At 60.7% G+C, this 23,419-nt stretch carries 15 protein-coding genes; 9 read left to right on the top strand and 6 right to left on the bottom strand.

Annotated features, from left to right (window positions below; genetic code table 11):
- The gene (locus KBB96_RS03300; RefSeq protein WP_211632219.1) at nt 1–2,520 is read right to left on the bottom strand and encodes an RHS repeat protein; all 2,520 of its coding nucleotides are present in this window, start codon (nt 2,518–2,520) and stop codon (nt 1–3) included.
- A 522-nt stretch (nt 2,521–3,042) separates the two neighbouring features.
- Here KBB96_RS03300 and KBB96_RS03295 point away from each other — a divergent pair.
- Nucleotides 3,043–5,535 carry a hypothetical protein gene (locus tag KBB96_RS03295; RefSeq protein WP_211632216.1) on the top strand — a complete coding sequence of 831 codons (2,493 nt, stop codon included), beginning with the start codon at nt 3,043–3,045 and terminating at the stop codon, nt 5,533–5,535.
- A 51-nt stretch (nt 5,536–5,586) separates the two neighbouring features.
- Nucleotides 5,587–6,423, top strand: coding sequence for a glycosyltransferase (locus KBB96_RS03290; RefSeq protein WP_211632213.1), 837 nt, complete (start codon nt 5,587–5,589; stop codon nt 6,421–6,423).
- A 198-nt stretch (nt 6,424–6,621) separates the two neighbouring features.
- Here the strand turns inward: KBB96_RS03290 and KBB96_RS03285 are convergent, their stop codons facing one another.
- A complete protein-coding gene (locus KBB96_RS03285; protein WP_211632211.1) occupies nt 6,622–6,876 on the bottom strand; it encodes a hypothetical protein in 255 nt (84 codons plus the stop codon).
- Nucleotides 6,877–7,220: 344 nt separating this feature from the next.
- On the opposite strand from KBB96_RS03285, the gene KBB96_RS03280 reads away from it, so the two are divergent.
- Nucleotides 7,221–8,165, top strand: a complete 945-nt coding sequence (locus tag KBB96_RS03280; RefSeq protein ID WP_211632208.1) for a hypothetical protein — start codon at nt 7,221–7,223, stop codon at nt 8,163–8,165.
- Between the two features lie 18 nt (nt 8,166–8,183).
- Here KBB96_RS03280 and KBB96_RS03275 read toward each other — a convergent pair whose 3' ends face one another.
- Nucleotides 8,184–9,596 carry a M60 family metallopeptidase gene (locus tag KBB96_RS03275; protein ID WP_211632206.1) on the bottom strand — a complete coding sequence of 471 codons (1,413 nt, stop codon included), beginning with the start codon at nt 9,594–9,596 and terminating at the stop codon, nt 8,184–8,186.
- A 254-nt stretch (nt 9,597–9,850) separates the two neighbouring features.
- On the opposite strand from KBB96_RS03275, the gene KBB96_RS03270 reads away from it, so the two are divergent.
- Nucleotides 9,851–11,017, top strand: a complete 1,167-nt coding sequence (locus KBB96_RS03270; RefSeq protein WP_211632203.1) for a sulfotransferase family 2 domain-containing protein — start codon at nt 9,851–9,853, stop codon at nt 11,015–11,017.
- A gap of 50 nt (nt 11,018–11,067) precedes the next feature.
- Here the strand turns inward: KBB96_RS03270 and KBB96_RS03265 are convergent, their stop codons facing one another.
- The 3 genes from KBB96_RS03265 to KBB96_RS03255 are packed head-to-tail and all read right to left on the bottom strand — an operon-like array spanning nt 11,068 to nt 15,075.
- Nucleotides 11,068–12,861, bottom strand: a complete 1,794-nt coding sequence (locus tag KBB96_RS03265) for a leucine-rich repeat domain-containing protein (protein WP_211632201.1) — start codon at nt 12,859–12,861, stop codon at nt 11,068–11,070.
- 34 nt (nt 12,862–12,895) lie between these two features.
- Entirely contained in the window at nt 12,896–13,939 is a 1,044-nt protein-coding gene (locus tag KBB96_RS03260; protein WP_211632200.1) for a transglutaminase-like domain-containing protein, read from the bottom strand.
- A 50-nt stretch (nt 13,940–13,989) separates the two neighbouring features.
- A complete protein-coding gene (locus KBB96_RS03255; protein WP_211632198.1) occupies nt 13,990–15,075 on the bottom strand; it encodes a transglutaminase-like domain-containing protein in 1,086 nt (361 codons plus the stop codon).
- A gap of 130 nt (nt 15,076–15,205) precedes the next feature.
- Between KBB96_RS03255 and KBB96_RS03250 the strand changes: the two genes are divergently transcribed.
- From KBB96_RS03250 to KBB96_RS03230, 5 genes are all read left to right on the top strand, one after another.
- The gene (locus KBB96_RS03250; RefSeq protein ID WP_318971843.1) at nt 15,206–16,693 is read left to right on the top strand and encodes an O-antigen ligase family protein; all 1,488 of its coding nucleotides are present in this window, start codon (nt 15,206–15,208) and stop codon (nt 16,691–16,693) included.
- Between the two features lie 257 nt (nt 16,694–16,950).
- Nucleotides 16,951–17,991 (top strand): AAA family ATPase, encoded by a 1,041-nt coding sequence (locus tag KBB96_RS03245; RefSeq protein WP_211632194.1) that lies wholly within the window; start codon nt 16,951–16,953, stop codon nt 17,989–17,991.
- Entirely contained in the window at nt 17,981–18,871 is an 891-nt protein-coding gene (locus tag KBB96_RS03240) for a DUF58 domain-containing protein (protein WP_211632191.1), read from the top strand. The genes KBB96_RS03245 and KBB96_RS03240 overlap by 11 nt, the downstream gene beginning before the upstream one ends.
- Before the next feature lie 3 nt (nt 18,872–18,874).
- The gene (locus KBB96_RS03235) at nt 18,875–21,001 is read left to right on the top strand and encodes a BatA domain-containing protein (protein WP_211632189.1); all 2,127 of its coding nucleotides are present in this window, start codon (nt 18,875–18,877) and stop codon (nt 20,999–21,001) included.
- A gap of 36 nt (nt 21,002–21,037) precedes the next feature.
- Nucleotides 21,038–23,419 (top strand): VWA domain-containing protein, encoded by a 2,382-nt coding sequence (locus KBB96_RS03230; RefSeq protein WP_211632186.1) that lies wholly within the window; start codon nt 21,038–21,040, stop codon nt 23,417–23,419.

Below are 23,419 nucleotides of genomic sequence, written 5' to 3'. Positions count from 1 at the left end.
TCAAGAATCGGCTTTTGAAGTGGAGCGATCCGGCTTCGTATTTTCCGTAGGAGAGGTTTTGATCACTTCCGTGAGACGGCCGAGGGAATCGTAGCGGTATTCCTGGAGGACGCCGTCCATCGTGCGCTTTTCCAGCTTTCCTTCCGCGTTCCAGACGTAGCCGACGTCCTTGATGACCTTGCCTTTGTCGTCCTTGGCGACGAGGGATTTGGGGTAGCCGGCGGGATAGGTTTCGTAACGGACCGTCCAGCCGTTGAAAAAACGCTTGAGAGTCAGTTTGAGGCTGGCCTTGTCGTATTCATACCAGACCTTCGGCTCTCCGTTGACCGTCATTTGCTCATAGCGGCCGAGGGCATCGTAGAGATAGCCGGTTTCCTGGAGGCGATGAGCCTCGTCATCGCCATTCTTGTAAACGGTGACGGTCTTGGTCCTGCCGGACGGGGTGTAGGTCCATTTTAGGAGGGTGGAGCCAATGCCGGGGATATCGTTGCGTTCGCTGGCCTTGCGATCCAAAACATCCCAAGTATAGGTGGTCTTGACACCCTGACCGGTGAGAGCGGTGTCCACACGGCCATAGCGGTCATAGGTGTAGTCGACGGTCTGACCCTTGCCGTAGTCGATTTTGACCAAGCGACCTTCCTTATCGTAATCGTAGCGGATGTCCTGCTCCCCGGTTTTCCTCTCCCGGAGCCTGCCGGTCTGATCGTAAGTCATCTTGATGCCGGGACCACCGCCGGTATCTACGCCGGAAATCCGCCCGAGAGGATCCCGCTGGAGATCCACGGTGCTGCCGCGGCCGTCCTCCCAGCCGGCGAGCTGGCCGAGCGCATCACGCTTGTATTGGGTCTTTTGGCCGAGGGGATCGATTTCCTTGACCATGTTTCCCTTCGAATCCAGCTGGATGACGGATTCATCCCCTTTGGCATTGATGTTTTTGACTATCTCGCCACCAGTCTCGGCGTTTTTTTCCCGCTCGATCTTCTGCCATGCCTTGCCGTCCCGGAGCAGACCGGTGAAATTCCCCTCGGCGTCGTATTGGTAGCTCCACTCCACGCCGTCATTGCTGGTTTTCGCCAGGCGGTTGTCCGCGGTGTAGTCGTAGCGGCTTTCACGGCCATCCATTTCCCGGGCACGGATCACACGGCCGAAACTGTCCCGCTCGATCGTTTTCTTATAGCCCAGCGGGAAGCGCTGTTCCACCAGTTGACCCACTTCATCGTAAATGAACTCGAACACCGCTCCATCCAGATCCTTGTAGCGGGTCATCTGACCGGCGGCATCGTAGGAGATCTGAATGGAGTTTCCGAGAGCATCGGTGATTCTGACCGGCTTCTCGGAGTCCCCTTCATAGACATAGCTTTTGATGACTTCATCAAGGCGGGAGATTTTCGTCACGCGGTCGAGGTCATCGTATTCGAAGCGCAAAGGCGGGCTGCCGGGTGCCTGGCGGCTGATGACACGGGCCTTGTCATCATAGGTAATACGCATGCTTTCCCGCCCCCGCGCATCACGCACGCTTTCGAGACGGCTCTTGGTCACGCCCCTCTGTCCGTAGAACTCGGTGGTCTCACCTCCGTCACGGCTGCGGCGGGTGAGTTGCTGGGTCAGAGGATTGAAAACCATGCCCTCGGTATGCCCCGCCGCATCAGTCCGGAAGAGACGGATGCCCTGGCGGGTGAGTCCGAAGGTGAAGGAGTAATCGGTATCCCGCACCAGGAAGACACCGGGACCTTCCAGGGGGAGCTCCAGATCCTTGTTCTTCTGCTGGAGATTCTGCCGGGTATCCCATGCGTAGGCAAGCTTCTGTCCTCCGGGAAGGACAACCGCCTGAAGGAGGCCAGCCTTGTCGTAGGAAAAGGAGACAGGTTTGTCTCCGAGACGGGGAGATGTCCAGGTCCTGAGATGCTCGGTGTCCGGATCGTATTGGAAGTGATGAACATCCGGACCGATGGTGAGTGTCTCAGGCTGGCCGAGTTCGCTTTCGCGCGCTTTGAGAAGGGTGAGATCTCCGCCCGCTGTCTTCTGATAGATACGGGTGACCTGAAGGCCATCGGTATCGAAGAGGAGTTCGCGGCCAGCGGGAGATTTCAGCGAGCGGATCGCTCCGGCACTGTAATGATAGGTCCAGCCGTCGTCGGAACGGAACACCATGACGCCGGGCTCAGGCTCCACCGCGACCCACGGGGCCGTCTGCTTGTCAGGCACGGCCTTGAGCACGTCGGCCTTCTTGAACAAATGCCTGAGGCCACCGGGCTCCAGCCAGAGAATCTGGTCCCGGCCTTCCGGAGCGGCGTATGTCTCAAGCTGAGGCACTTTATACTCGCTGACGGGATCTTCAGCGCGGAATCCATGCTCGAGATAGATCGGGAAAGCGAACTCCGGCGAACCCGCCAATGTACCGAGCTCGAATTTCTGCCGCAACCTTCCATCGACATCCAGAGATCCCAGCGAGAGCACCGGTTTTTCCCAAACAGGGCCGGCCGCAGCAATAGGGAAAACCAAAAGGGCGGCTGCCAGCACGTGGCGGCAACATGCGAAAATCTTTCGTTCCGATCGTCTTTCCAAGATGAAGCTAACAAGTGAAAATGGGACTCTCATTCGGCCAAGCGATACAGAACATCTTCCATCCTCGAAATGCCCGCTACCTTGGCAAGAATATTCCTAGTTTAATCATGACTTTTCACCCCGTTCCGCACGTCTTTTTCATTCTATCACAAATGGCCGATTTTGATCCTCATGGCCTCTGAAGCCCGGATAGCACCGTTCTCCGGGAACGAACCGGTCTTCGGCGGATTTGCGACACCCAAGATCGCATTCATCACAGAATCGCCTTGCGCCGCCGCACCCCATACGGCAACGAAGCGTGGAGTCTGAGAGACGATGCTCCGGCGTATGCCGCAACTCATGCGGAGTTGCCCTTACGCCCGTCCCTGCCCATCCCGATTCATTCCACTTTCCTCATTTTCCAACATCCAGAGCCTCATGCCCACTTGCAGGATTTCCCTATCATCCGATGCCCGCGGTTTCGGAAAGAACGCCACCTTGATCGCCAGCATTCTGCGCCGCACCCAAGCCGATGTTCATGTGAAATTCTTCTGCCGGGGATTCCAACCGAAGTCATTTGAAATCGATCGTCTCAAGGTGGAGTTCATTTCAGGAGTTGATGGAGGTGAATCGGACTTCGGCCGGTACCCATCCCACGTGCCGGCGGCGGTGTTCGACCGGTTGTACGTGATCCGCGACCATCTGGAATGGGACCGCTGCCTGATCATGGATCATGACATGTCGGTGTTTTGCGATCTGGAGGAGTATTTCAAAGAGGACTTCGAGGGCAATCTGCTCCTGGGCCGATTGTTCGGAGAGGGAAACACCCTGGGATTGCAGATGCATCGGCGTGGCGGGCTCCCGGAGGTGCTCAGCCACTGTGAAAACTACCCCTACTTCTTCATGGGTCCGATGATGAACCTCACCGCCATGAGGGAAGAAGGGACCTGGGAAAAGCTGTTGTACGCGCACGAGCACATCGGGCAGGACGAGCAAATATCCCTCACGGCCGCGACGGAAGGACGAGTCAAGGGTGTTTCCAAGAAATGGAACCTGGTGCCGCAGTGGGACAATCTGGAGAAAGTCGCCGCAATCGTGGCGGCGGCGGGTGAAGAGCGGGTCACCGCCGGAGGCATCACTTGGTACCGCGGGGTGCCTGAAGGAATCGTTCACTGGACCGGTGGTCCGAAGCCATGGCAGCGGGGGAACAAAGTCTGGCGGGCCGACTTGTGGGAAGGTGAGATGACAAACTGGGAGCAGTTACGTCTCGGGCTGTGGAAGAAGCCGCGCGAGATCCAGGTGCAGCCTTCCACCTCCACCGGCATGAACGCGATGGCGAGACGAGGCTGGAGAGTCACCGTCCATGCCACTCCACAGCCCGGGCGGAAGAATCCACGGGTCGACGCGCATGATCTGTCCTTTCCCGATCTGAACGTGGTGGAAGCCTCCAAGGCCCGCTTGCGCGATGAACTGGCAAAAGCCGGAGCCGCGGAGACCTTGGTCCGCTTCGGCCCCGGAGTGCGGGCGGATGAATGGCTATCGGAAGCGGAGAACCGAACCAGCCATATTTTGCTACAGGGTCCCGTGGCGGCGGAGACGATACAAGGGCTGGAAAAGCTGGGCTACCAAGGGGAAGCAAGGATCAAGCGACACGAATGGCCGGCCGGTGGCCCCGATCCCCAGGTCCTCGATTTCGCACCGATCAGCAGCGGGCTTGATACAGACTACGATGAAGACCTCTATCTAACCGTGTGTCAGCCAACCCTCGCAGCCGCCCCCCAGCACAGCGATCGGTTTACGGAGGAGAAGTTCATGACCGATCTGGAGGAGCCGCTGCGGCTTTTCCTCCAAAGCGAGCTGGCCTCCTTCGCTCCGGCTCCGGACACCATCTTCGAAGTCGGCCCCGGCTATGGCAGCCGCGTGTTGTGCGAGCACCATCCCGAAGCGAGGATTATGGTTCTGGACCATAGCGCGGTAAGACTCTCCCGCGCCCAGGCGGCTTTGAAGGGCTTCCCCAAGGCCCGGACTTTCCACCGGCCCTTGGATCGCACCCTGCCATGGTTTGATCTGCGTGATATGCCGCTGGATCATATCGATCTATTTCTGGTGGATGGACCGCACTATCCAGGAGGAATGCGCGATGGGGCTCTGAGCCTCCAGTCCTATGTCAAACCCGGCGGACTGGTCGTGCTGAACCGAACGGACTTTGCCAAAGAAAAATCAGCGTCCGAGAAGTGGAGGGAATCCGGCTTTGAGTCCCTGCACAGTGGCGAAGGATTCGAGGTGCTGCGGCGCACCCCGGCTCCGGATCTCCGGATCGCGGAAACCTCCGCGGTCCAGCGGGAACCGCAAGCTGTTACCCCCAGCTTGGGAGAGTGTATCGCTTCTTTCGCTGAGAAGGTGTATGTCATCTCTCTTTCCTCGCGGAGCGAGAGACGCATCCTGTTGGAAAAGGAGTGGGGATCCCAAGGGATTGTCTTCGAGTGCATCGAGCAGGAATTGCCCGCCCCGGATGCCGTGCGCTGGCCGGAGGTCAGCATGATGAGGCTGTATGGAATGGTCGGCCAATCCCGGACGAATCACGCGGTGCAGGCCACGGCGGCCAAGCGCGGAGCCATCAAGGCCTTGGAAGCATTCCTGGAAAGCGGCGCGGAGACCGCCCTGATTTGCGAGGATGACTGCACGTGGGCCGAGAATGCGGCGGATTGGATGGATCGGGCCATTTCAGAACTGCCACCTGACTGGGAGCTCCTCTACTTCCTGGCCGAAGCCCAGAGTCCGAATCTGGCTTGGTCCCCGCATCTGGTGAAACTGACCGGAGCCAAGCTATGCACGGCGGTATTGTGGCGCCGTGACACCGCGTTGAAACTCCTGCCCGGCCTCCGGGAGTCCGGGGCTGAATGGGATGAGTTCATGGCCCAGCAACAAGCGGAAACGCTGTCATTCTGCATGGCACCCATGCCCGCCAGCCGGACCGTGTCCGCTGGCTGACCACGCCGCGTCGCTTACGCAGCAGCCCGTCATCAGGCATTTCACAGCCGAATGCAAACGCCTCATCCATCTCCAACCCTGCCAGTCATTTCATCCCTTTGGATCGGCGATGAACTACCCGCGTTGGGGGAACTGACCATCCGTTCGTTCATGGATCATGGCCATGCATTCGATCTATACACCTACGGTCCGGTGAAGGGAGTGCCGGAGGGAGCTTCCGTGCTCGATGGCTCATCGATCATCCCCCGCTCGTCCCTGTTCCGGCACAATACCGGCAGTTTCGCTCCATTCGCGGATTGGTTCCGCTACGAACTTCTCTATCGGAAAGGTGGTGTCTGGACGGATCTCGATGTGGCATGTCTGAAGCCGTTCCAACCCGAGGCCATGCCTTGGTTCTGCCGCCAGGAGGGTGGTATCATTTCCGTCGGTTTGCTGGCGTTCGAGCCCGGTCATGAGGTCTTGCGCCAGCTTGTCGAGTTCTGCGAAAAGCCCGGGCGGAGGCGTGCATGGCAGCCCGCTTCCCCACACTATTCAAACGATGAGGAAGAAAAAGCCCGGTTGCGAATCAACGCGCCATTCGCATCGAACGGCCCTTTCGCGTTCACCGAGGTGATCAAGCACCATGAACTGGCCGAAACGGCGGCACCCCATCATCTGGTCTATCCATTTGCCTACCCGCGCTGGCTCGGGAGCTTCAACGGCAAGTTCCGTCTGGAGGATGACATGTTCCGGGATTCAATCGCCATCCATCTCTATGGCGAAATGCTGAGACGCTCCCCGAATGCGGTCAAACAATGCCCGCCAGGCAATCTCGTGGATACATTGATGTTGAAGCACCGGTGCCTGAGCCCGTTGTTCTCCGGGCACGAACCGGTGACAGACAACTAGAACCGGCTCCGGAAGGAAAACCGGAGGGACGCATTCCCACGACTCCCGCGAATCGGAGATTCTTGCCTCCGGCTGAATTTCAGTCACATCCACTCGCGGTGGAGATCCAGGAGGACAATCCTCGTGTGGCATAAAAAATCCCCCGGACCGAAGCCCGGGGGATCATTTTGATATCTCTAGCGATTTGGAAGGCCGATCTTATCCATTCCAAGTCGTGAACATCGTGGTCGGCGGCATGGTCGTCTGCCCCGGCGGCTCGGTCGTCACAACCGGCTCGGTCGTGAAATCGGTGGTAACGGGGTCGGTCACAGGGGCGGTCGTTGCGGTGGTTGGCCCCTCAGTGCTCGTGTTGGTAGTGGTGGGCGGCGCGGTGGTATCGAAGGGATCGCCGGGCTTCGGATTGCGCGAAGGCGTCGGGGTCGGCGCACCGTGGGCGGCAACCAGTCCGGTCATGGCCAGCGGCGTCGCCGCGACGATGGTTCCGGCGATGGCTCTTTTAACAAAATTTCTTCGAGTCGTTTCCATATGCTCAGGTTGGCTTTAACAAGATCGCGACGCCGTAGATGACAGGACAAACAAGACACATCAACATTAATCTAATCATTCCCGCAAAAAAATCTCTGGCCGATTTTATACCATCACTCTGACCCGTTTTTCCCTCAATCTTCCGCTGCTTCCATACTTGCCACCACTCCCGCCTTGGCATGGAATCGGGCACACGACATGTGTCCGCGGAAACCCGTCCCCGAAGGCCGGAACATCCTGCGCCGGATGCAGCCAAAACCCAACGCCATCTCATGAGCTGGACTGAAGTATTCCCCTACCTGAGCGACGATCTCATCGCTGAATTCGAAGAAAACGCGACCGCAGCGGAACTCGAAGAGCTGGAGGAATGGTTCGGAGTGGCGGAAACCATCAACCCCCAGCCGGACAAGCCGGAGATCGCAAGCATGACCCTCTTCTGGAAGCATACCCAGGCGAGCGATCCCGAACTGCCCACGCCGACGCGCGAGAGAATGATCTCCGCAGGCCGCCTGGGATTGATCAAACGCTTCAAGCCATGGGAAAGCTACGTGGAACCGGTCCTTTTTCATGGCAAGGAAATGGCCGAGCAGAATCCCGAAACCTGCTTCCGGATCTATCTGGCCTCGGACCTTGCCTTCCTGATCCCGGACTTCATCGAGTTGGGATGGGAGATCAAATTGATGAAAAGCCCTTCCCTCCGCTATTGCCCGGGCGGCTTCTGGCGGTTCCTCGCCCTGGAGGACGAGGGCAAGCTGGTGACGATCATGGATTCGGACAGAACGGGCTTCGCATCCTCCGAGGTGGCGAGAACGCGGGCCATGGCGGATTCCGGACTCGGAGTCTGGCGCGTACCCGGATACTACAACGCCGAGATCAAGGAGACGGTTCGTTACCGTCCTTTGCTGGGCGGACACTTCGGAGCCCGCGGCGGCTATCCGATGAGCACCTGGATCAAAGCATTCACTTGGCACGCCCGGCGCGGCACCATGCCGATCGAAGTAACTCTTCCCGGTTATGGAACCAAGAACATCAATGCGACCTTGTGGCCTAACTACGGATTTGACGAATGGTTCCAACTGGCGATCTATCCGAGATTGGCTCCCTCCGGAGTGCTGACATTCGTGCCCATGGACACGAGATCACTGCTGATGCCGATGGACATCGAGTATGCCACCTGGGCCAATCCGGCCAGCGAGGTGGTCTACATCAAGCCGTGACGGCCGCGGCCGCGCCCATCACTCCAATCCGGGAGGCATGAACTTCGGCAGGTTCGCAAGCCCGGCCGAAGTCCGCGCGCCGCATGGCAGGCCCACGCGGGCGAAATATCCGCTGCAATCGTGGCCGACAGCTTGCGAATAGCGCCTTACAAACTCGTCGATCTTCTTTTGGTTGTCCGACATCTCCGGCATCCCACCTTCCACCCAATACGTCCGGAAGGTCCGGGTGAATGATTCGAACCCAAACTCCTCGATCAGCGGCACATACAGCGCCAGACGCTCGAAGACACCGGCATCCCCCACGGTCAATTTTCTAAGATCGGCGGTGACATCCCATCCCAACCGCGCTTCCGCGGGTTCCCTGCGGCAAACCGCCTTCATCAAGTAGAGGGTATGCAGGTTCACCGTGACCTCCACAAAGCGGTCGAACGTATACGCATCGCTCTGGTGGTTGTGACCCAGTTCATGAAACAGCCCCCAGTTCCCTTCGCTTCGAAGCGTCGCCAGATCCACCATCTCGCGCGCATGTGAATATTGGCCGACGATCGGGTAGCCCGAATGCAGAAGCCCGGCGGCGGTCTGGATATCGGGAACGAATCGTTCGGTAGGTCCCCGGGTGCCGGGGAAACCGGAGAATTTCCATGCTTCGTCCAGCACTCGATCCCAATATTGGAGCAATTCCGCCGGATCCTCCACACTGGCGAGAACATCCGCAGGCAGTGCGAAACTCATGTTGCGGCCTTCCAACTCGCCCCACGGTGCTCCCGTATCACGCAGTTGTTTCCGCCACTCTTCAGGAGTCGTTTTTCCCAAGCGGAAATGTGGGGCCTCCACGGCGCCGTCGATGAGAATCTCCCGCACCCCACGGGGTTCCCGCGCGGGATGTTCGTCGAGCCAGACGCATCCGCCATGAGTCGGAAGATACCGCCCTCCCCGGCCGGCATCCCGGGGGACATCGATGTAAATCAGCCCGCCGAACGGGTTGACGATCTCCGTTTTCCCGGTGGCCAGGGTTACCTCGCGCGAAATGACGGGAAAGCGTGACCACTGGTCCGTCTCGAAAAGATCATCCGTATGGCAGCCGATGCGAATTTTCGTCTCCGCGGGCAGGCCTCCGGAAACCGTGATCGTTATCTTCTCTCCCGGAGGAGCATAAAGTCCGGTGAACTGCCAGTAGGCCCGATCCAGCTCGATTCCGAACCGGCGGCCCTTCACGCGGCCAACCTCTCCTTTCACCGCGCCGGGAAACACCGAGGCGGCAGGATTGGAGCGTACCTGGTCGGCCGGCAGCGTGGAATAGTTCGCAATCCATTCCGCCCATCGTTCACGACCCGCTGCATCCCCTTTGGGAATCAGGAGCGGATTCGCGGCGGTGGGGGATGCCGCCTCCAGGCTCTCGAGCCAAGTGCTTTCCCCATGGGTCGCAGACACACAACAAATCCCCAACACCAAGCCTGTGATCCAGCCGATCCTCACGAAATCATTTAGCGGATTTCATCAACTCCTCCGCAATCAAAAAGAAAATCTCCCCCACCCTCCCGCAAGCCACCAGGACCATTGCCGCATCCGGCCGCCTGATCCGGTTCAACATCACTCCGTCCGGTCTTTCCCGGAAATAGCGGTGGACGTTGCATTGCCGTTTCTGCATCTTGCCGGGAGTTATCTAAGCACCCCTGTTTCGAACGATGCTCGCGGATTGTCCCAAGCCTTGGTTGTTCATCCATATCCCCAAAACCGCCGGAACCAGCATCGAGCGAGCGTTGAGCCCCATGGCCACCGGCGTGCAGAATCCAAAGGATTTCACCCAGGAACAACTCGACACCTTCGGGCTTCCCGGCGGCTTGCGCAAGGCTCCTCCAGGCCAGAGGCCCGACGTCCTCAGCCAGGTCATCCAACATGAGTCCATACGCTTTTTCGAGCGCCGGGGCCAGGTTGACGGGCGTTACATCTTCACCGTTGTTCGGAATCCCCACGATCGCGCGCTCTCGGAATTGTTTTATCTCCTGAGGACGAGTGCGGAAGCCAGAGCGTTCTTTACCGGACCATCCTGGGCGGACGATCTCAAGAGGCTGGCCGACTTCAATGGCTACATCAGCCATGACCTGGGAGCGAGCCAGGCCGATTGGCTGACGGACAGCACCGGCAAAATCCGTTGTGACCGTGTTCTCAGGTTCGAATCGCTTCAGGATGACTGGCAGCACCTGTGCGCCGATCTCGGCATCACGGCACAACTCCCGCACATCCACAACAGCAAGCGAAGCTACAACTGGTCCGACTACTACGATGACGAGGCTTTCGAACTGATCGGGAGGAAATATGCCCGCGATTTCGAAGCGTTCGGTTATTCGATGGAACGTCCCGCCCCGGAAGCAGCGGACAAACCCGTGGCCGGGCCATTGGCACTATCCAGCATCCCGGGATTCGCCAACCACCGGCGGCTGGAGTTGCCGGACGGGGTCCTCAACGCCATAGAAGCGGACGGGATCTGGGAGAATTTCGAACCGGCTGAGGCTATGCAGGTGGCAACAGAGTGTTACCGGGTGATCCGCCCGGGAGGCACCCTGAAGGTCCTGACCCATGATCTCGGCGCGGCTTCCCAACTGCTGGAAATGCAAAGCGAGGACGCGGAACGCTATGTCGTGGACTACATGGACAAGCATCTGCCTGTAGCCAACGGTTCCACAGGAGCTCCGGTTTATGCCCCCGCGTTCGTACTCAACCATTGGATGCACAAGCATGCCTTCGTCTATGACGAGGGCATGCTGGTGGAGACTCTCGCGGAAGCGGCGTTCAGCCGGTTTGACCGCGAAGATGCGGGGTTTGCCCGTCTTGCCGTGACAGCTCGGAAATAGCGGGATGGCGCGGATGCGCCGCCCCGCTTCGTCAAGCCTCCCCCCACTCGTTATTCGTCCACGGCAGGAGGAGCCACCGCATTCGCCGCCGGCATGGGACCTGCCCCCGGAGCAGGCTTTGTATTTCCTTTCAAGGGAGGAAGATCGCGGGAATTTGCGATGGGATTTGCCGCGACATTCAACGCCTGGAGTTTGGTGAACCCGGAGATCGGCTTGGCATTGGACACCGCGTTCTGGGAAATATCCAGACGTCTCACGCCCTGGAGCGAGGACAAAGGCGAGAGATCCGAGATGCGGTTCCCCTTCAGTTCGATCACCTCCAGCTTCGCCAGTGCTTTCAAAGGAGACAGATCCGACATGCCCGTCTCGGACGCACGGAATTCCTGAAGCTCCTCCAATGCCGCGACCGGCGAGAACTCACCGATGGGATTGTTCGATACGTTCAAGGCCTTCAATGCCTTGAGATTGGACACCCAGCCGATGTCCTTCAGATCGCAAAAGGACACGACCAGGCGGTTGAGGTTTTTCATCTCACCCAGCAACTCGATGTCCTGAAAGCGGGTGCCTTTGATATCGAGCACCTTCAAATCCTGCAACTGGCAGATCGGAGCGATGGTGCGCGCGGGATTGGAGGTCACGTCGATGGTGGTGAGCGTGCGGATGGCCGCTACGCCGTTGAGATTCTCCAGACCGCAATCCTTCGCCTCCAGAATCGTCAATGCGGGGCAGGCGACGAGGAGCTGGAGATCGAGATGTTTCAGCCCCCCGACCTGGAGAACAACAAGCTTGGGCAGCCCCGCCAAAGGCGAGATGTCCGTCACCCGCGAGCTGTTGATGTCCACATTGCGCAACTCCTTCAGATCGGCCAATGGTGCGATGTCCGTCACCTTGGAGCGCCGGATGTTGATGGTCTTGAGATTGACGGCATACTCCAGCCCCTTGAGGGAACGGATATTGCTTTCCGGGATGACGAGAGTCTGCAACTGGGAGAGTTCTTCGGCAGCCAAGGCACCGAACGGCTTCTTCAATTCTTTCCGCAGGGCAATCTCAAGGTACCCATCGTCCACAATCGGATCCCGCTGCGGACGATAGCGGAGCCGGGATTTGTTGCGCGCTCCATCGATCTGGTTTTTCGCCGCGGAACCGTCCTCGATTTGCAGGCGGTTGTAGGTGACATCCAGCGAGATCAGGTTTTCCCCGGGCTTCACCGTCGGCAGAGTCGCCAGATTGTTGTGGGAGGCTGAGAGGAAGGTAAGGGAAGAGAGGGAATAGACCGGCGTGAGATCGGTGATCTGGTTGCCGGAGAGAAAAAGCTGCTGGAGATTGGGTATTTTCGCCAACGCATCAATCTTCACGATGTCGTTGTTTTCCAGCTCGATACTCTTGAGGCTGCCCATTTCCGCCAGCGCGCTGATGTCGGAAATCTGATTGCCATTGAGTTTCAACGTCTCGAGTTGCTTCAACGCGAGCAAAGGGCGAAGCTCGGAGATGCGGTTCCCGTTCGCGGACAATGTGCGGAGGTTCACAAGGTTCTCCAGCCCCATCAGACTTACGAGGTCCTTCTTGTCGATATTCAGGTTGGTGATGGACTGCGCATCCGCTTCGGTCATGTCGGACGCGGGCTTGCCCAGCTGTGCGGACAGGGCTTGGGCGATGCCTCTCTCCCAATTCACCTTGAGGAGCTTCGAGGGTTCGGCGGGAGCCTTGGCCTTGGAGCGGAGCTCGGGAACGGAAGCGTCACCGCCTTTTCCCTCACCGGAGGCGGTGGAATCACTCTTCCGGCATGACGCCCCCATGAGGGAAAGCGACAGCACGGAGACAAAAAGCTTGGAATACGGTTTCATGATATCAGGAATGGCACAATCTATCCACCGGCACTTAAGGGGACTGCTCGATTCGGGGCAAGCCGTTCTCCATCCGGACCAGAATGTTTTTGCAATCTTTGCCGGGATCCAGGAAGGACAGGAAAAATGCCCGCCCACCGGAGGTCACTGCGAGATATGAAGCGCCACGTGCGAAACGGATACCGTGGCCCGGCTTGATCCCATCCGACTCCAGACCGCCGGCGGGAGCCAGACCGGTGGAGCCGGGTACCAGGATGCACGCGGTGGTATCCTGCTGGGCGGATTCAAAACGCAGTTCCACCATTGGCGCGTAGGCCCCGGTGACATCCAGGGGCGCTTCGGGGTTCGTGAGAACGAACACGAGCTTTCCATTCAGTTCCGCACGCAGGGCCTTCCCTCCGTCACATGTGGAGCCGCAGGACGGAGCCCAGGCCGCCCATTCTCCATTCTCGCGGAGATACTCGATCCAAACCTTGCCCCCATCTTCATTCCGCAGGGCCGGAGCCCAGGTAAGGCGGGCTGGTATGCCAAGCGAACGAAAAGCGGCCACGGCAAAGATGGAAAGGTCGGTCTCCGTCCCGGCTTTTCCTCTCAGGACCGTCATCGGATCCAGATCACCGCACACGGGAATCCGATAGGCGCGTGTCGGCCCTATCACCTTGAGGTGGTCTGAAATCCAACGGGTGATCAAGACAGCGGCTTCGTCCACACCGGTCCCTTCTTTGACAAGCGGACGGAATTTGCCGGCGAGTTCCACCATCCATTCCTGATGGGAAGCATGCTCATAGCGGAGCCGCATGGGCAGCAGATAGTCATCCACCTGTTCCGGTGCAAGCGGCTGCTGGCGGTAAAATCTGCTTTTCCCCGATTCCACCGTCTTCAGATGATCCAGGAACACCCGTGGAGGCAATGACAAGCGGTCGAGGTTCCCGAGGCTTTCCGCAAGGTGCTTCGCGCGTTCATAAGGAACGGTTTCAAATTCCTTGATCCCGACAGCGGTCTCCACCTTGTCCAGAAATTCATAAATCTTCGCGCGGTCATGGGCAGTGGTGCCGTCATCAAACGAAGCCTCCGCCACGGATGCCAAGCAACCCATGCCTAACACACAAACGCCGAAGGCATACCTTTTCATCGCAGTCCTCCTTTAAACGAATCTTCCAGGGAAAGAGGCCATGCCAACCTGCCGGCGGCTCCGGTCCCTCTCAACCTGACGACGTCTCCATCCGCCGGAATGCCCGTGAACCCCCATTGGTACTTCCCATCCTCGCATGCGGTCACCAGCACCGGGCGCGTCGTGCTTGAGAGATCCGCGAACGAAAACCGCGCGCCATCGCCACTCTTCCGTGTGACGGCCACCGGCCTCCAGGACCCGCTGTTCCAGACATAGGCCGTATAGACCGGATTTTTCGCCGGGGTTTCTTCCTGTACTGCCATGGTTCGCCGGGAGATGAGTTGATCCAGCGCGCTCTCGCGTCCCTCCCACAGGTTCCTTCCGTAGATATCCCGTTCCTCCGGGTAGGCCGGATGGACATACGCCACCAACGGCTTCCATCGTCCACTCGCCACTTCAGCCTTCGGCAGGGAGAATCTCCGGCCCTGCCGGTCGGAGGCGTCGGTCGCGCACCACTTCTTTTCCTGAGCATCCCAGTACTCGCAGTAGAAATGACGTTCATCGATTTGATACCACCAGCCCACCGTGCAGTGTCTCGCGGGTATGCCGACGGACCTCAGCATGGCGACAAAGAGGAGATTCATTTCACGACACGCGCCCTCCCCCACCTCCAAGGTTTGGGCAGCGGACTTGGTGCGGAATTCGGACACACCGAACTTCACCCTGCGGTTGTCATCCGGCCCCCACATCCAATCGAACAGCGCATCCGCCACCTCCGCGGTCGTATGCTTCCCGGCCGCCAGCGGCATCAGGGTATCATGAAACCGCTTTCTCCACAGGTCCAGATCCTCGTCCAACACCCGATAGGGCAATACCCACTCGCGCCACATCGCATCATCCAGACGACCTTGCAGATAAGGAAGTTCCACATGCACCTTCCTTGCATAGGTCACATTCTCCATCAGTTGCTCCCGGGTCAGGTTGACCAGATCGTATTGCGACGCACGGCGGATCAGGTAAACCACATCATCCTCAGGCCCGGCCTTGATGGATGCTTCCAGAACGGGACGGTTGTCTCCGGCTCTATCAAGTGCCTGCTGCACGGACAGGGGTTCCGCTCCCGCCCGACCGATCATCAGCACACAAAACGCCGCCCCAATCTTCAACAAAATTCCCATTTCTATTTCATTGTTTGCTATTGAGGAGACACGTTGATGCCAATACAAAAAACACATGGAAGGTGTGTATTTTTTCGGAGAACATCTGCGATGGAATCTCGGATGGGAAAACCCGAATCAGGCAGGAGCCTTCATCGCGACCCTCATCCCGTGGTTATGGGGAACCAGCCTTTCCATGGCCGCGCGGGACTGGCGATCCCATCTGACCCGTATCATCCTCCTGGGTGGGGAGCTCTCGCTCTGGTTTCTGCTTTGCAAGACATACAGCCGCGGAGCCTTGGTGGCCGCGCTGCTCTCCGGCGTCATCCTGAGTGGGGTGGTTTTCAGGCTCCGTCACCGTGGAGGCGACCGGGTTCCCAAGTCTTCCGTCTCATTTGATCGCGGCTTGACGGCAGCGAGGTTGCTAGGGCTCGTCATCCTGATCGCAGCCACCGGCTTTTTCGCACGAGTGGACCCGCGTTTCATCAGCCAGGATGCCTCCACCGGCAATCGCTGGATTCTGTGGAAGGGCGGTCTTCAGATGATCGCCGTGTCCCCTTGGTCGGGATGGGGAGAAGGCCAGTCTGGCATCAACTTCACCCAATGGTTCCAGCCTTTCGATGCTCATGAACGCTATCTGGGCATGGTCAACAGCTATCTCCACGTGGCGGTGGAACGGGGGCTGCCGGTGCTGGCGCTGTTTCTGTTCCTCGCGATCTCTCTGCTCCTGTTTGCCTTTTCCACCGCCCGCGATGCGATGTCTGCCACTTCATCCCCCATGAGGCAGCGCATGGCGCTTCTGGTTCTTGGCGCGGGCTCCTCAATCCTTTCTTTCCTGGTCGCCAACGTATTCAGCACGTTGTGGATCTTTGGAAAGCTCTGGTACGTTCCAGCCATCGCCGCATGTATCGTCCTGTCGGGGATTGCCTTTCTACCAGCCAGAAGATGGAGAAGTATCGGCATTTCCACCGCCCTCTCTCTGCCCACAGCCTGCTGTGCCGTGCTGTTGATCTATCTTGGAGGACATCTGCTTCCCCATGACGTGGAGGTGACAAGGACCCGCTCTGGAAGCATCACCCTGACCGCCGCAGGAGCTTCCAAACCGGGTCACGGAGAAAAATCCATCATCGTTCTTCCCGACAGTTCGGTCTTGGGGGACAGCTACGGCAAGGAACTCCGGCGGTTGATCCTGGCCGCCCCCGCCACCGGCTTGTCCATTCATGTGCCGGACAACGCCCGGAATTGGAGCCCGGATTCCCATTCCGCTCCCGTCTCCATATTGGCATGCGGCGATCGCTTCCCGGAGGGATTCGAACTGGTCTCCCGGTGGCCCGGCACCTCCCTGTTTCTGGTCCACCCCACCGGGAAGCCCCGGCTACCGGAGACCGTGCCTTCACAGGTCCTCGTTCTTCTACCCAGTCTCGATACCACCGGGAGCTCACGCGCGTGGAAGAAGCTCACATCGCTCCATCCTGAATGGAAATTCGCCACCAGCCCCGGAGTGGGGCAGGACATCCGGCAGGCTTGGCCTGATTCACTATTCTTCCTCTGGAAGATCTCATGAACCGAGGCGCGGAAAGCTGGCGGGCTCCGGGCTAGTTCACGGGCCCCGTCGGGACCTTGTCGGGGCCCTGCTTTCTTCGGATCTGGTGGAGCCCCCGGCTTTCCCCACGGATGTCCGTACGTGCTTTCCCCCCTTCGGATGGTTCCTCTCAAACGTTGTAATAACCGTCTTCCTTGGCGCGTCTGTGAATAGGATCGCCGGATCGCTTCCGCCCCCGGCGGAAGGCCCTCCATCAGTTCCTTGCCCAACCCAACGCCATGCCTCAAACCCTCACCCCACCCGCGCCCACGGACGGCGCCCAGCCGGAGATCGATCCGAAGGTGATCGAAGACTGCCGCCTCCTCAACGAGGCCATCCAACAGGAGCTCGGCAAGGTCATCGTCGGCCAGAAGGGTGTCATCTCCGAGATCCTCATCTCCATCCTCACCCGCAGCCACGCGCTGCTGGTCGGCGTGCCGGGACTGGCGAAGACGCTGCTCATCTCCACCCTCGCGGACACGCTGCATCTTTCCTTCCGCCGCATCCAATTCACCCCGGACCTGATGCCCAGCGACATCACCGGCACCGAGGTGATCCACCACGATCCGGTCACGAACGAGAAGCAGTTCAAGTTCCACCCCGGCCCGCTGTTCTCGAACATCGTGCTCGCGGATGAAATCAACCGCACGCCGCCGAAGACGCAGGCCGCGATGCTGGAGGCGATGCAGGAACGCCGCGTAACCGTCGGCGGCGTGACCCGCGACCTGCCGGTGCCATTCTTCGTCCTCGCCACCCAAAACCCGCTCGAACAGGAAGGCACCTACCCGCTGCCGGAAGCCCAGCTCGACCGCTTCATGTTCCTCATCCACGTCGGCTATCCGTCCGCCGAGGAGGAGCTGGAGGTGATGAAGCGCGGCACCGGAGCCAAGAGCCAGAAGCCGCAGGCCGTGCTCGATGGCGAGGCGATCCTCCGCATGCAGGAAACCGTGAAGGCCCTGCCGGTGGCGGACCATGTCTTCCACTACGCCTTGAAGATCGTCCGTGCCACCCGGCCCAAGGAGGAAGGCGCGCTGCCGGATTGCGAACGCTATCTCGCCTTCGGCGCGGGACCGCGCGCCAGCCTCAGCCTGATCATGGCGGCGAAGGCCCATGCCCTGCTCAACGGCCAGCTCTACGTGGGCTGCGCGGATGTGGCCGCCGTGGCTCCCTCGATCCTGCGCCACCGCATCGCGGTGAACTTCAGCGCGCAGAGCGAGGGCATCACCTCTGATGAAATCATCTCCCGGGTGCTGAAAGCGATCCCCCAGCATGAACGCTGATCTCCTGGATGCGGACGCCGTGTCGCGGGGCGATGCCCTCGGGATCATGGCGCGCAAGATCGTGGAAGGCTACCGCGTGGGCGAGCATCGTTCGCCCTTCCACGGCTTTGCCATCGAGTTCGCGCAGCACCGCGAATACGCACCCGGCGATGACATCCGCCACCTCGACTGGAAGGTGCTCGGCCGTTCCGAGCGCTACTACATCCGCCAGTACGAGCAGGACACGAACTTCGTCACGCATCTGGTCGTCGATGGCAGCGCCTCGATGAACTACGGCTCCGCCAAGGTCACGAAGCTCCAGTTCGCCAAGGTGCTCGCCGCCTGCCTCGCCCACATCATCCTGCTGCAACGCGATGCCGTGGCACTGGCACTGGTGGACGAGGACGTGCGCGAGTATCTGCCGCGCACCGACAACCTCCAGCGCATCCAACACATCATGGACCGCCTCGCCGCGTTCCAAGCGACTGGCAAAACGAGCCTCGGCACCGCCCTTCAAAAAGTCTCGCGCGAGGCGAAGCGCCGCGGGCTCGTCATCATCATCAGCGATCTCTTCGATGACGAGGAAGGTTTCTCGAAAGCGCTGGAGCGTTTCACCTTCAGCGGCCACGAGGTCGTCGTCTTCCACACGCTGGACACCTACGAGCTGACATTCCCCTTCGATGGCACGTGGGAGTTCCGCGATCTGGAGAGCGATGCGAAGTTGAAGCTCTCGCCCGATGATTTCCGCCGCTCGTATCTGAAGAACTTCGGCGAATTCCAGGCGCGCGTGCGCCGGATCTGCGACAAGTTCCAGGCCCACTACCTCCTCGTGGACACCGGCAAGAACCTCGCCGAGACGCTCAGCGGCTATCTCGCCTTCCGCCAAACCCTCGGTTCCTAACAGATGGGCTTCCTCTCTCCATGGCTCCTCGGCGGACTGGCGGCAATCGGCCTGCCGGTCATCATCCATCTGCTCAACAAGTTCCGCACCCGCCACACCGATTGGGCGGCGATGCGTTTCCTCACCGACGTGGTCCAGCAGAACCAGCGCCGCGTGAAGATGGACGATCTCATTCTCCTGGTGCTGCGCTGCCTGCTGGTCGCGATGGCCGTGCTCGCCTTCGCCGGTCCCGTGATGCGAGGGGCCGCGCGGGGCGATGGTCATGGCAGCGGTCCCATCGCGGCGGTGGTCATTCTCGATGCCTCCGCCAGCATGACGCAGGCGGATGGTGCGATCAGCCGCTTCGACCAGGCGAAGCAGGACATCCGCGCGTGGCAGGAGAAGCTCGATCCGCAATCGTCGCTCGCGCTTTATCTCGCCGCCACACGACCGGCCGCACTGATCGCGAAGCCGGAGGACGACATCGCCTTGTTCCGCAAGTCGCTCGATGAAGCGCGTGTCGGTGACGAGGGCAGCGACCTGCTCGGCGCGCTGCGTCTGGCGGTGACCGCGCTCGATGGCGCAAATGATCGTCCGAAGGATATCCACATTTACACCGATGGCCAGGCCACCGCCTTCCGCCAGCGCCCGGAGTTGAAGAAGCTCGCGCAGGAGCATCCGGAGATCACCATCCGCCCCTTCGTGATCGGCACGCCGGTCGACAATCTCGGCGTGGTGCAACTGCGCATCGAAGGTGGCGTGCCTGCGGTCGGACAGCCTTCGCGTTTCCATGCGGAAGTGATGAACTCCGGTGCCGCCACCGTGCGCGGCGTGCGGGTCGAGTTTCTGTTGGACGATGGCGCGCCCGCCGGTTCCGCGGTGATCCCGGCGATCGCACCCGGGGAAACCCAGGGCGTGAACGTGACCGTCGAATTCCCCGGTGCCGGTCCGCACCGCATCACCGCCGTGCTGCCGTCCGATGGCTTCGAGGCCGACAACCGCCGCGTCGCCGCCGTGGATGTGGCGAACCGCATGGAGGTGATCCTCGCCGAATCCGATGCCGCGCCGCTCGATGAAGCACGCGCCGGATTCTTCCTCGCCCATGCGCTGACACCGGTGCCGAAGGAGCAGGCCTCGCGCTACTATCTCGCTCCGGTTTCGCTGCGTCTCGCCGAGCTGCCCTCGGCTTTGGCGAAACCTCCGGCACAGCGCCCCGCCGCGGTCTTCCTCTGCGATCCGGGCAATCTCACCGCGCCGGTGCTGGCCGCGCTGGATGCCTATGTGAAGGACGGCGGCAACCTCGCCGTCTTCCCGGGAAACAACGGCGATCCGGTCGGATGGGCGTCTCAGGATGCCTTTGCGAAGATGCTGCCCGCTTCGCTCGGGGCGGCGGTAACCGCGGATGCCAATCATCCGCCCATCGCGTGGCAGGCGAATGGTTTCACCCATCCGGTGACCACGCTTTGGAACGATCCCGCGAACGGCAATCTCGGCACGGTGAAGTTCGCGCACTACTTCCCGCTCTCGCCGAAGAAGGACGCGCGGGTGATCGCCAACTTCGCCGATGGCACGCCCTCGGTCGCGGAGTGGACCTATGGCCTCGGCACCGTGGCGTTGTTCAGCGCCGGTGAAACGCAGGACGCCACGAATCATCCGCTGCATCCCTCGTTCGTGCCGTTCTTCCAGCGGCTGATGGGATACTTCAACCGCTGCAACGAATCGAAGCTGGTGCTCTCCCCCGGCGAGGTCTTCCGCAAGACGGTGGATGAATCGCTGCGCGGCAAGGACTTCACCCTGCAACGTCCCGGCGCGGATGCCGCGCGCACCGCAGGCCAGGTCTCCGGTGACGGCAGCGGCAATGGCGCGGTCCTGCGCTACGCCGCCACCGATCGCGCGGGTGCCTATCAGATCGCCGTCGCCAATGAGCCGGTGGCGGTGTTCTCGGTGCAACTCGATCCCACCGAGTCCGACCTGCGTGCCGTGGAACCCGCGGCCCTCACCGATCTGTCCGAAGTCTCCCGCGACAACGCCGCCGCCCCCGGCGCGCGTCTGGTGATCCTCAAGGAATACTGGCCCGCCCTCATCTGGTGCGTGGCCGCCCTCTTCGTGGCGGAAGCCGCACTGGCCCACCGCATCAGCCACGCCCGATAAATGCAGCCCGCCTTTTCCAGTCTCTTGATCGCTTCCATGGACGCTCTCGGCGTCGAACGCACGTGGTCGCTCGGCCACGAGGGGCTTTCGCCCGGCTGGGCGTTCCTGATCTTCGGCGTGCTCGCCGCGGCCACCATCGTCGCCTACTTCCGCTGCGCGTCGCGCGTGAAATGGGGCAAGCGCCTCGTAATGATGGTGCTGCGCCTGATCGCCTGCGCGGTGATGGCCACGCTGCTCACCAAGCCGGTACTACGCATCCAGGAGCAGCGCCCGGTGAAACAACCCGTCGCCGTGGTCGTTGATGCCTCGAAGAGCATGTCGCTCTCCGACCGCCGCGAAACACCCGCCGATCTCAACCGCGCCGCGATGGCCATCGGCCTCGTCGATCCCTCGCAACGCCTCGATTCATCCCCCTCCGACTCCATCACCGCACAGGTGAAGGATCTTTCCCGCCACGACCTCATCACCAGGCTCGGCGACAACCGCAAGCTCGACGTGTGGTCGAAAGTCGCCGCCCGCGCGGACCTGTTGTTCTACCGCTTCGGCGCAACCACCCAGCCGCTCGGTGCCGCGGCCACCACCGGCGATGACAAGAAGCAACCGTCGGTCACATGGCCGAAGATCGATGCGGAGGAAACCGCCACCGGTATCGGTGAAGCCGTGCGCCAGGTGCTTCAGGAACCACGCGGCCAGGCGCTCGGCGGCATCATCGTCGTCACCGATGGCGGCAACAACCACGGCTCATCACCGCTGGAGGCCGCACAGATCGCGAAGGAACAAAACGTACCGCTGTTCCTCTACGGCGTCGGCGTGAGTTCGCCACCGGATCTCGAAATCAAGGAGGTCACCGCGCAACGGCTCGCATTCGTCGGCGAACGTCTCGAAGTGAAAGCCCGTGTCGTCTCACGCAATCTCGATGAACGGCCGGACACGATCACGCTCACCGCCGATGGCGAGCCGGTGGACAAGGTGAACCTGCCGCTCGGCGGCGATCACGAACAGGACGTGATCTTCCATCTCGTTCCGAAGAAAGCAGGCGAGGTGAAGCTGGAAGTCTCCGTGCCGGTGCGCGCCGAGGAGATCGGCAAGGACAACAACCGCGGCTCGACCACCGTGCGCGTGACCGACAAGAAGTTCAACGTGCTGCTGGTGGAGCAGGCCCCGCGCTGGGACTTCCGCTACCTGCTCGACTATCTCCAACGCGACGAGCGGCTGGAGGTGAAGTGCGTGATGATCGAGGGCGAGCCCGGCCTCGAGCGCATGCCGGACTCCCCGTTCCTCACATCGCTGCCGGACTCGCGTGAGAAGCTCTTCCAGTCGCAGGTGCTGATCCTCGGCGATGTGAATCCGGACAGCCTCGGACAGGAGCGCATGGAGATGATCGTGGACTGGGTGGAGGCCGGTGGCGGCATCATCTTCCTCGCCGGGCCGAACTTCAACCCGGGCAGCTATGCCGGCACACCTCTGGAACCGCTGCTGCCGGTGGTGCCGGACACCAGCCGCCCGCGCGAGTGGAACGCGCAGAAGGAACCCGAGCCCTTCGCACTGGAGCTGACCACACAGGGCCGCCTTTCGCCGTATCTCCAGATGGACCCCGATCCGGCGGTGAACCGCAAGATCTGGAGCGAGTTCCCCGGCGTGCGCTGGGTCGCTCCGGTGCTGCGCGTGAAGACCGGTGCGGAGGTGCTGCTCGTCGATCCGCGTTCTTCCAGCGCAGGCCGCTACGGCCAGCTCCCGGTGTTCGCGATGCAGGGCTATGGCTCCGGCAAGTGCGTCTACTTCGGCACCGATGAAACGCACCGCTGGCGCAGCCGCACCGGGGAGAAATACTACTCGATCCTGTGGGGCCAGATCATGCAGACGCTCGCGTTGCAGTTGCTCGACGGCGCATCGTCGCTCACCCAGCTCCGCACCGACCGCAAGGAATACGCCGCAGGCGACAAGGTGACGATCTCCGGCAACGCCTACAACGCCGACTATTCCCCGCTGATGCAGCCCTCGCTGGAAGGCGTGCTGACCATCGAGAAAAACGGTGCGGCCCCGCGTTCGCTCAATCTCACCGGCACCGGTCGCAACGGCTATCGCGGCGAGTTCGTGGCGACGGAGCCGGGACGCTATTCCTTCCACACCCTGCACGATCCGAACGGCGTGCTGAAGTTCGAGGTGATCGACACCAACCTCGAAAGCTCGCAGACCGCGATGGACGACCGCCTGCTCAAGAACATGGCCGCGATGTCGGGTGGGCGCTTCCTGCGTGAGGAGGACCTGAAGAACCTGCCGGACTGGATCACCGCCGTGAGCACGAAGGTGGCCACCTCCCGCAAGATCGATCTCTATTACTCCGGCTGGGTGCTGGCCGGCATGATCGCGCTGCTGTGCGCGGAATGGCTGATGCGCCGCCTGGCCCGATTGAAATGA

Source organism: Luteolibacter ambystomatis (assembly GCF_018137965.1).
GTDB classification, from domain to species: domain Bacteria; phylum Verrucomicrobiota; class Verrucomicrobiia; order Verrucomicrobiales; family Akkermansiaceae; genus Luteolibacter; species Luteolibacter ambystomatis.
The sequence above is the reverse complement of the archived record's forward strand: the minus strand, read 5'-3'. Positions and strand labels throughout refer to the sequence as shown.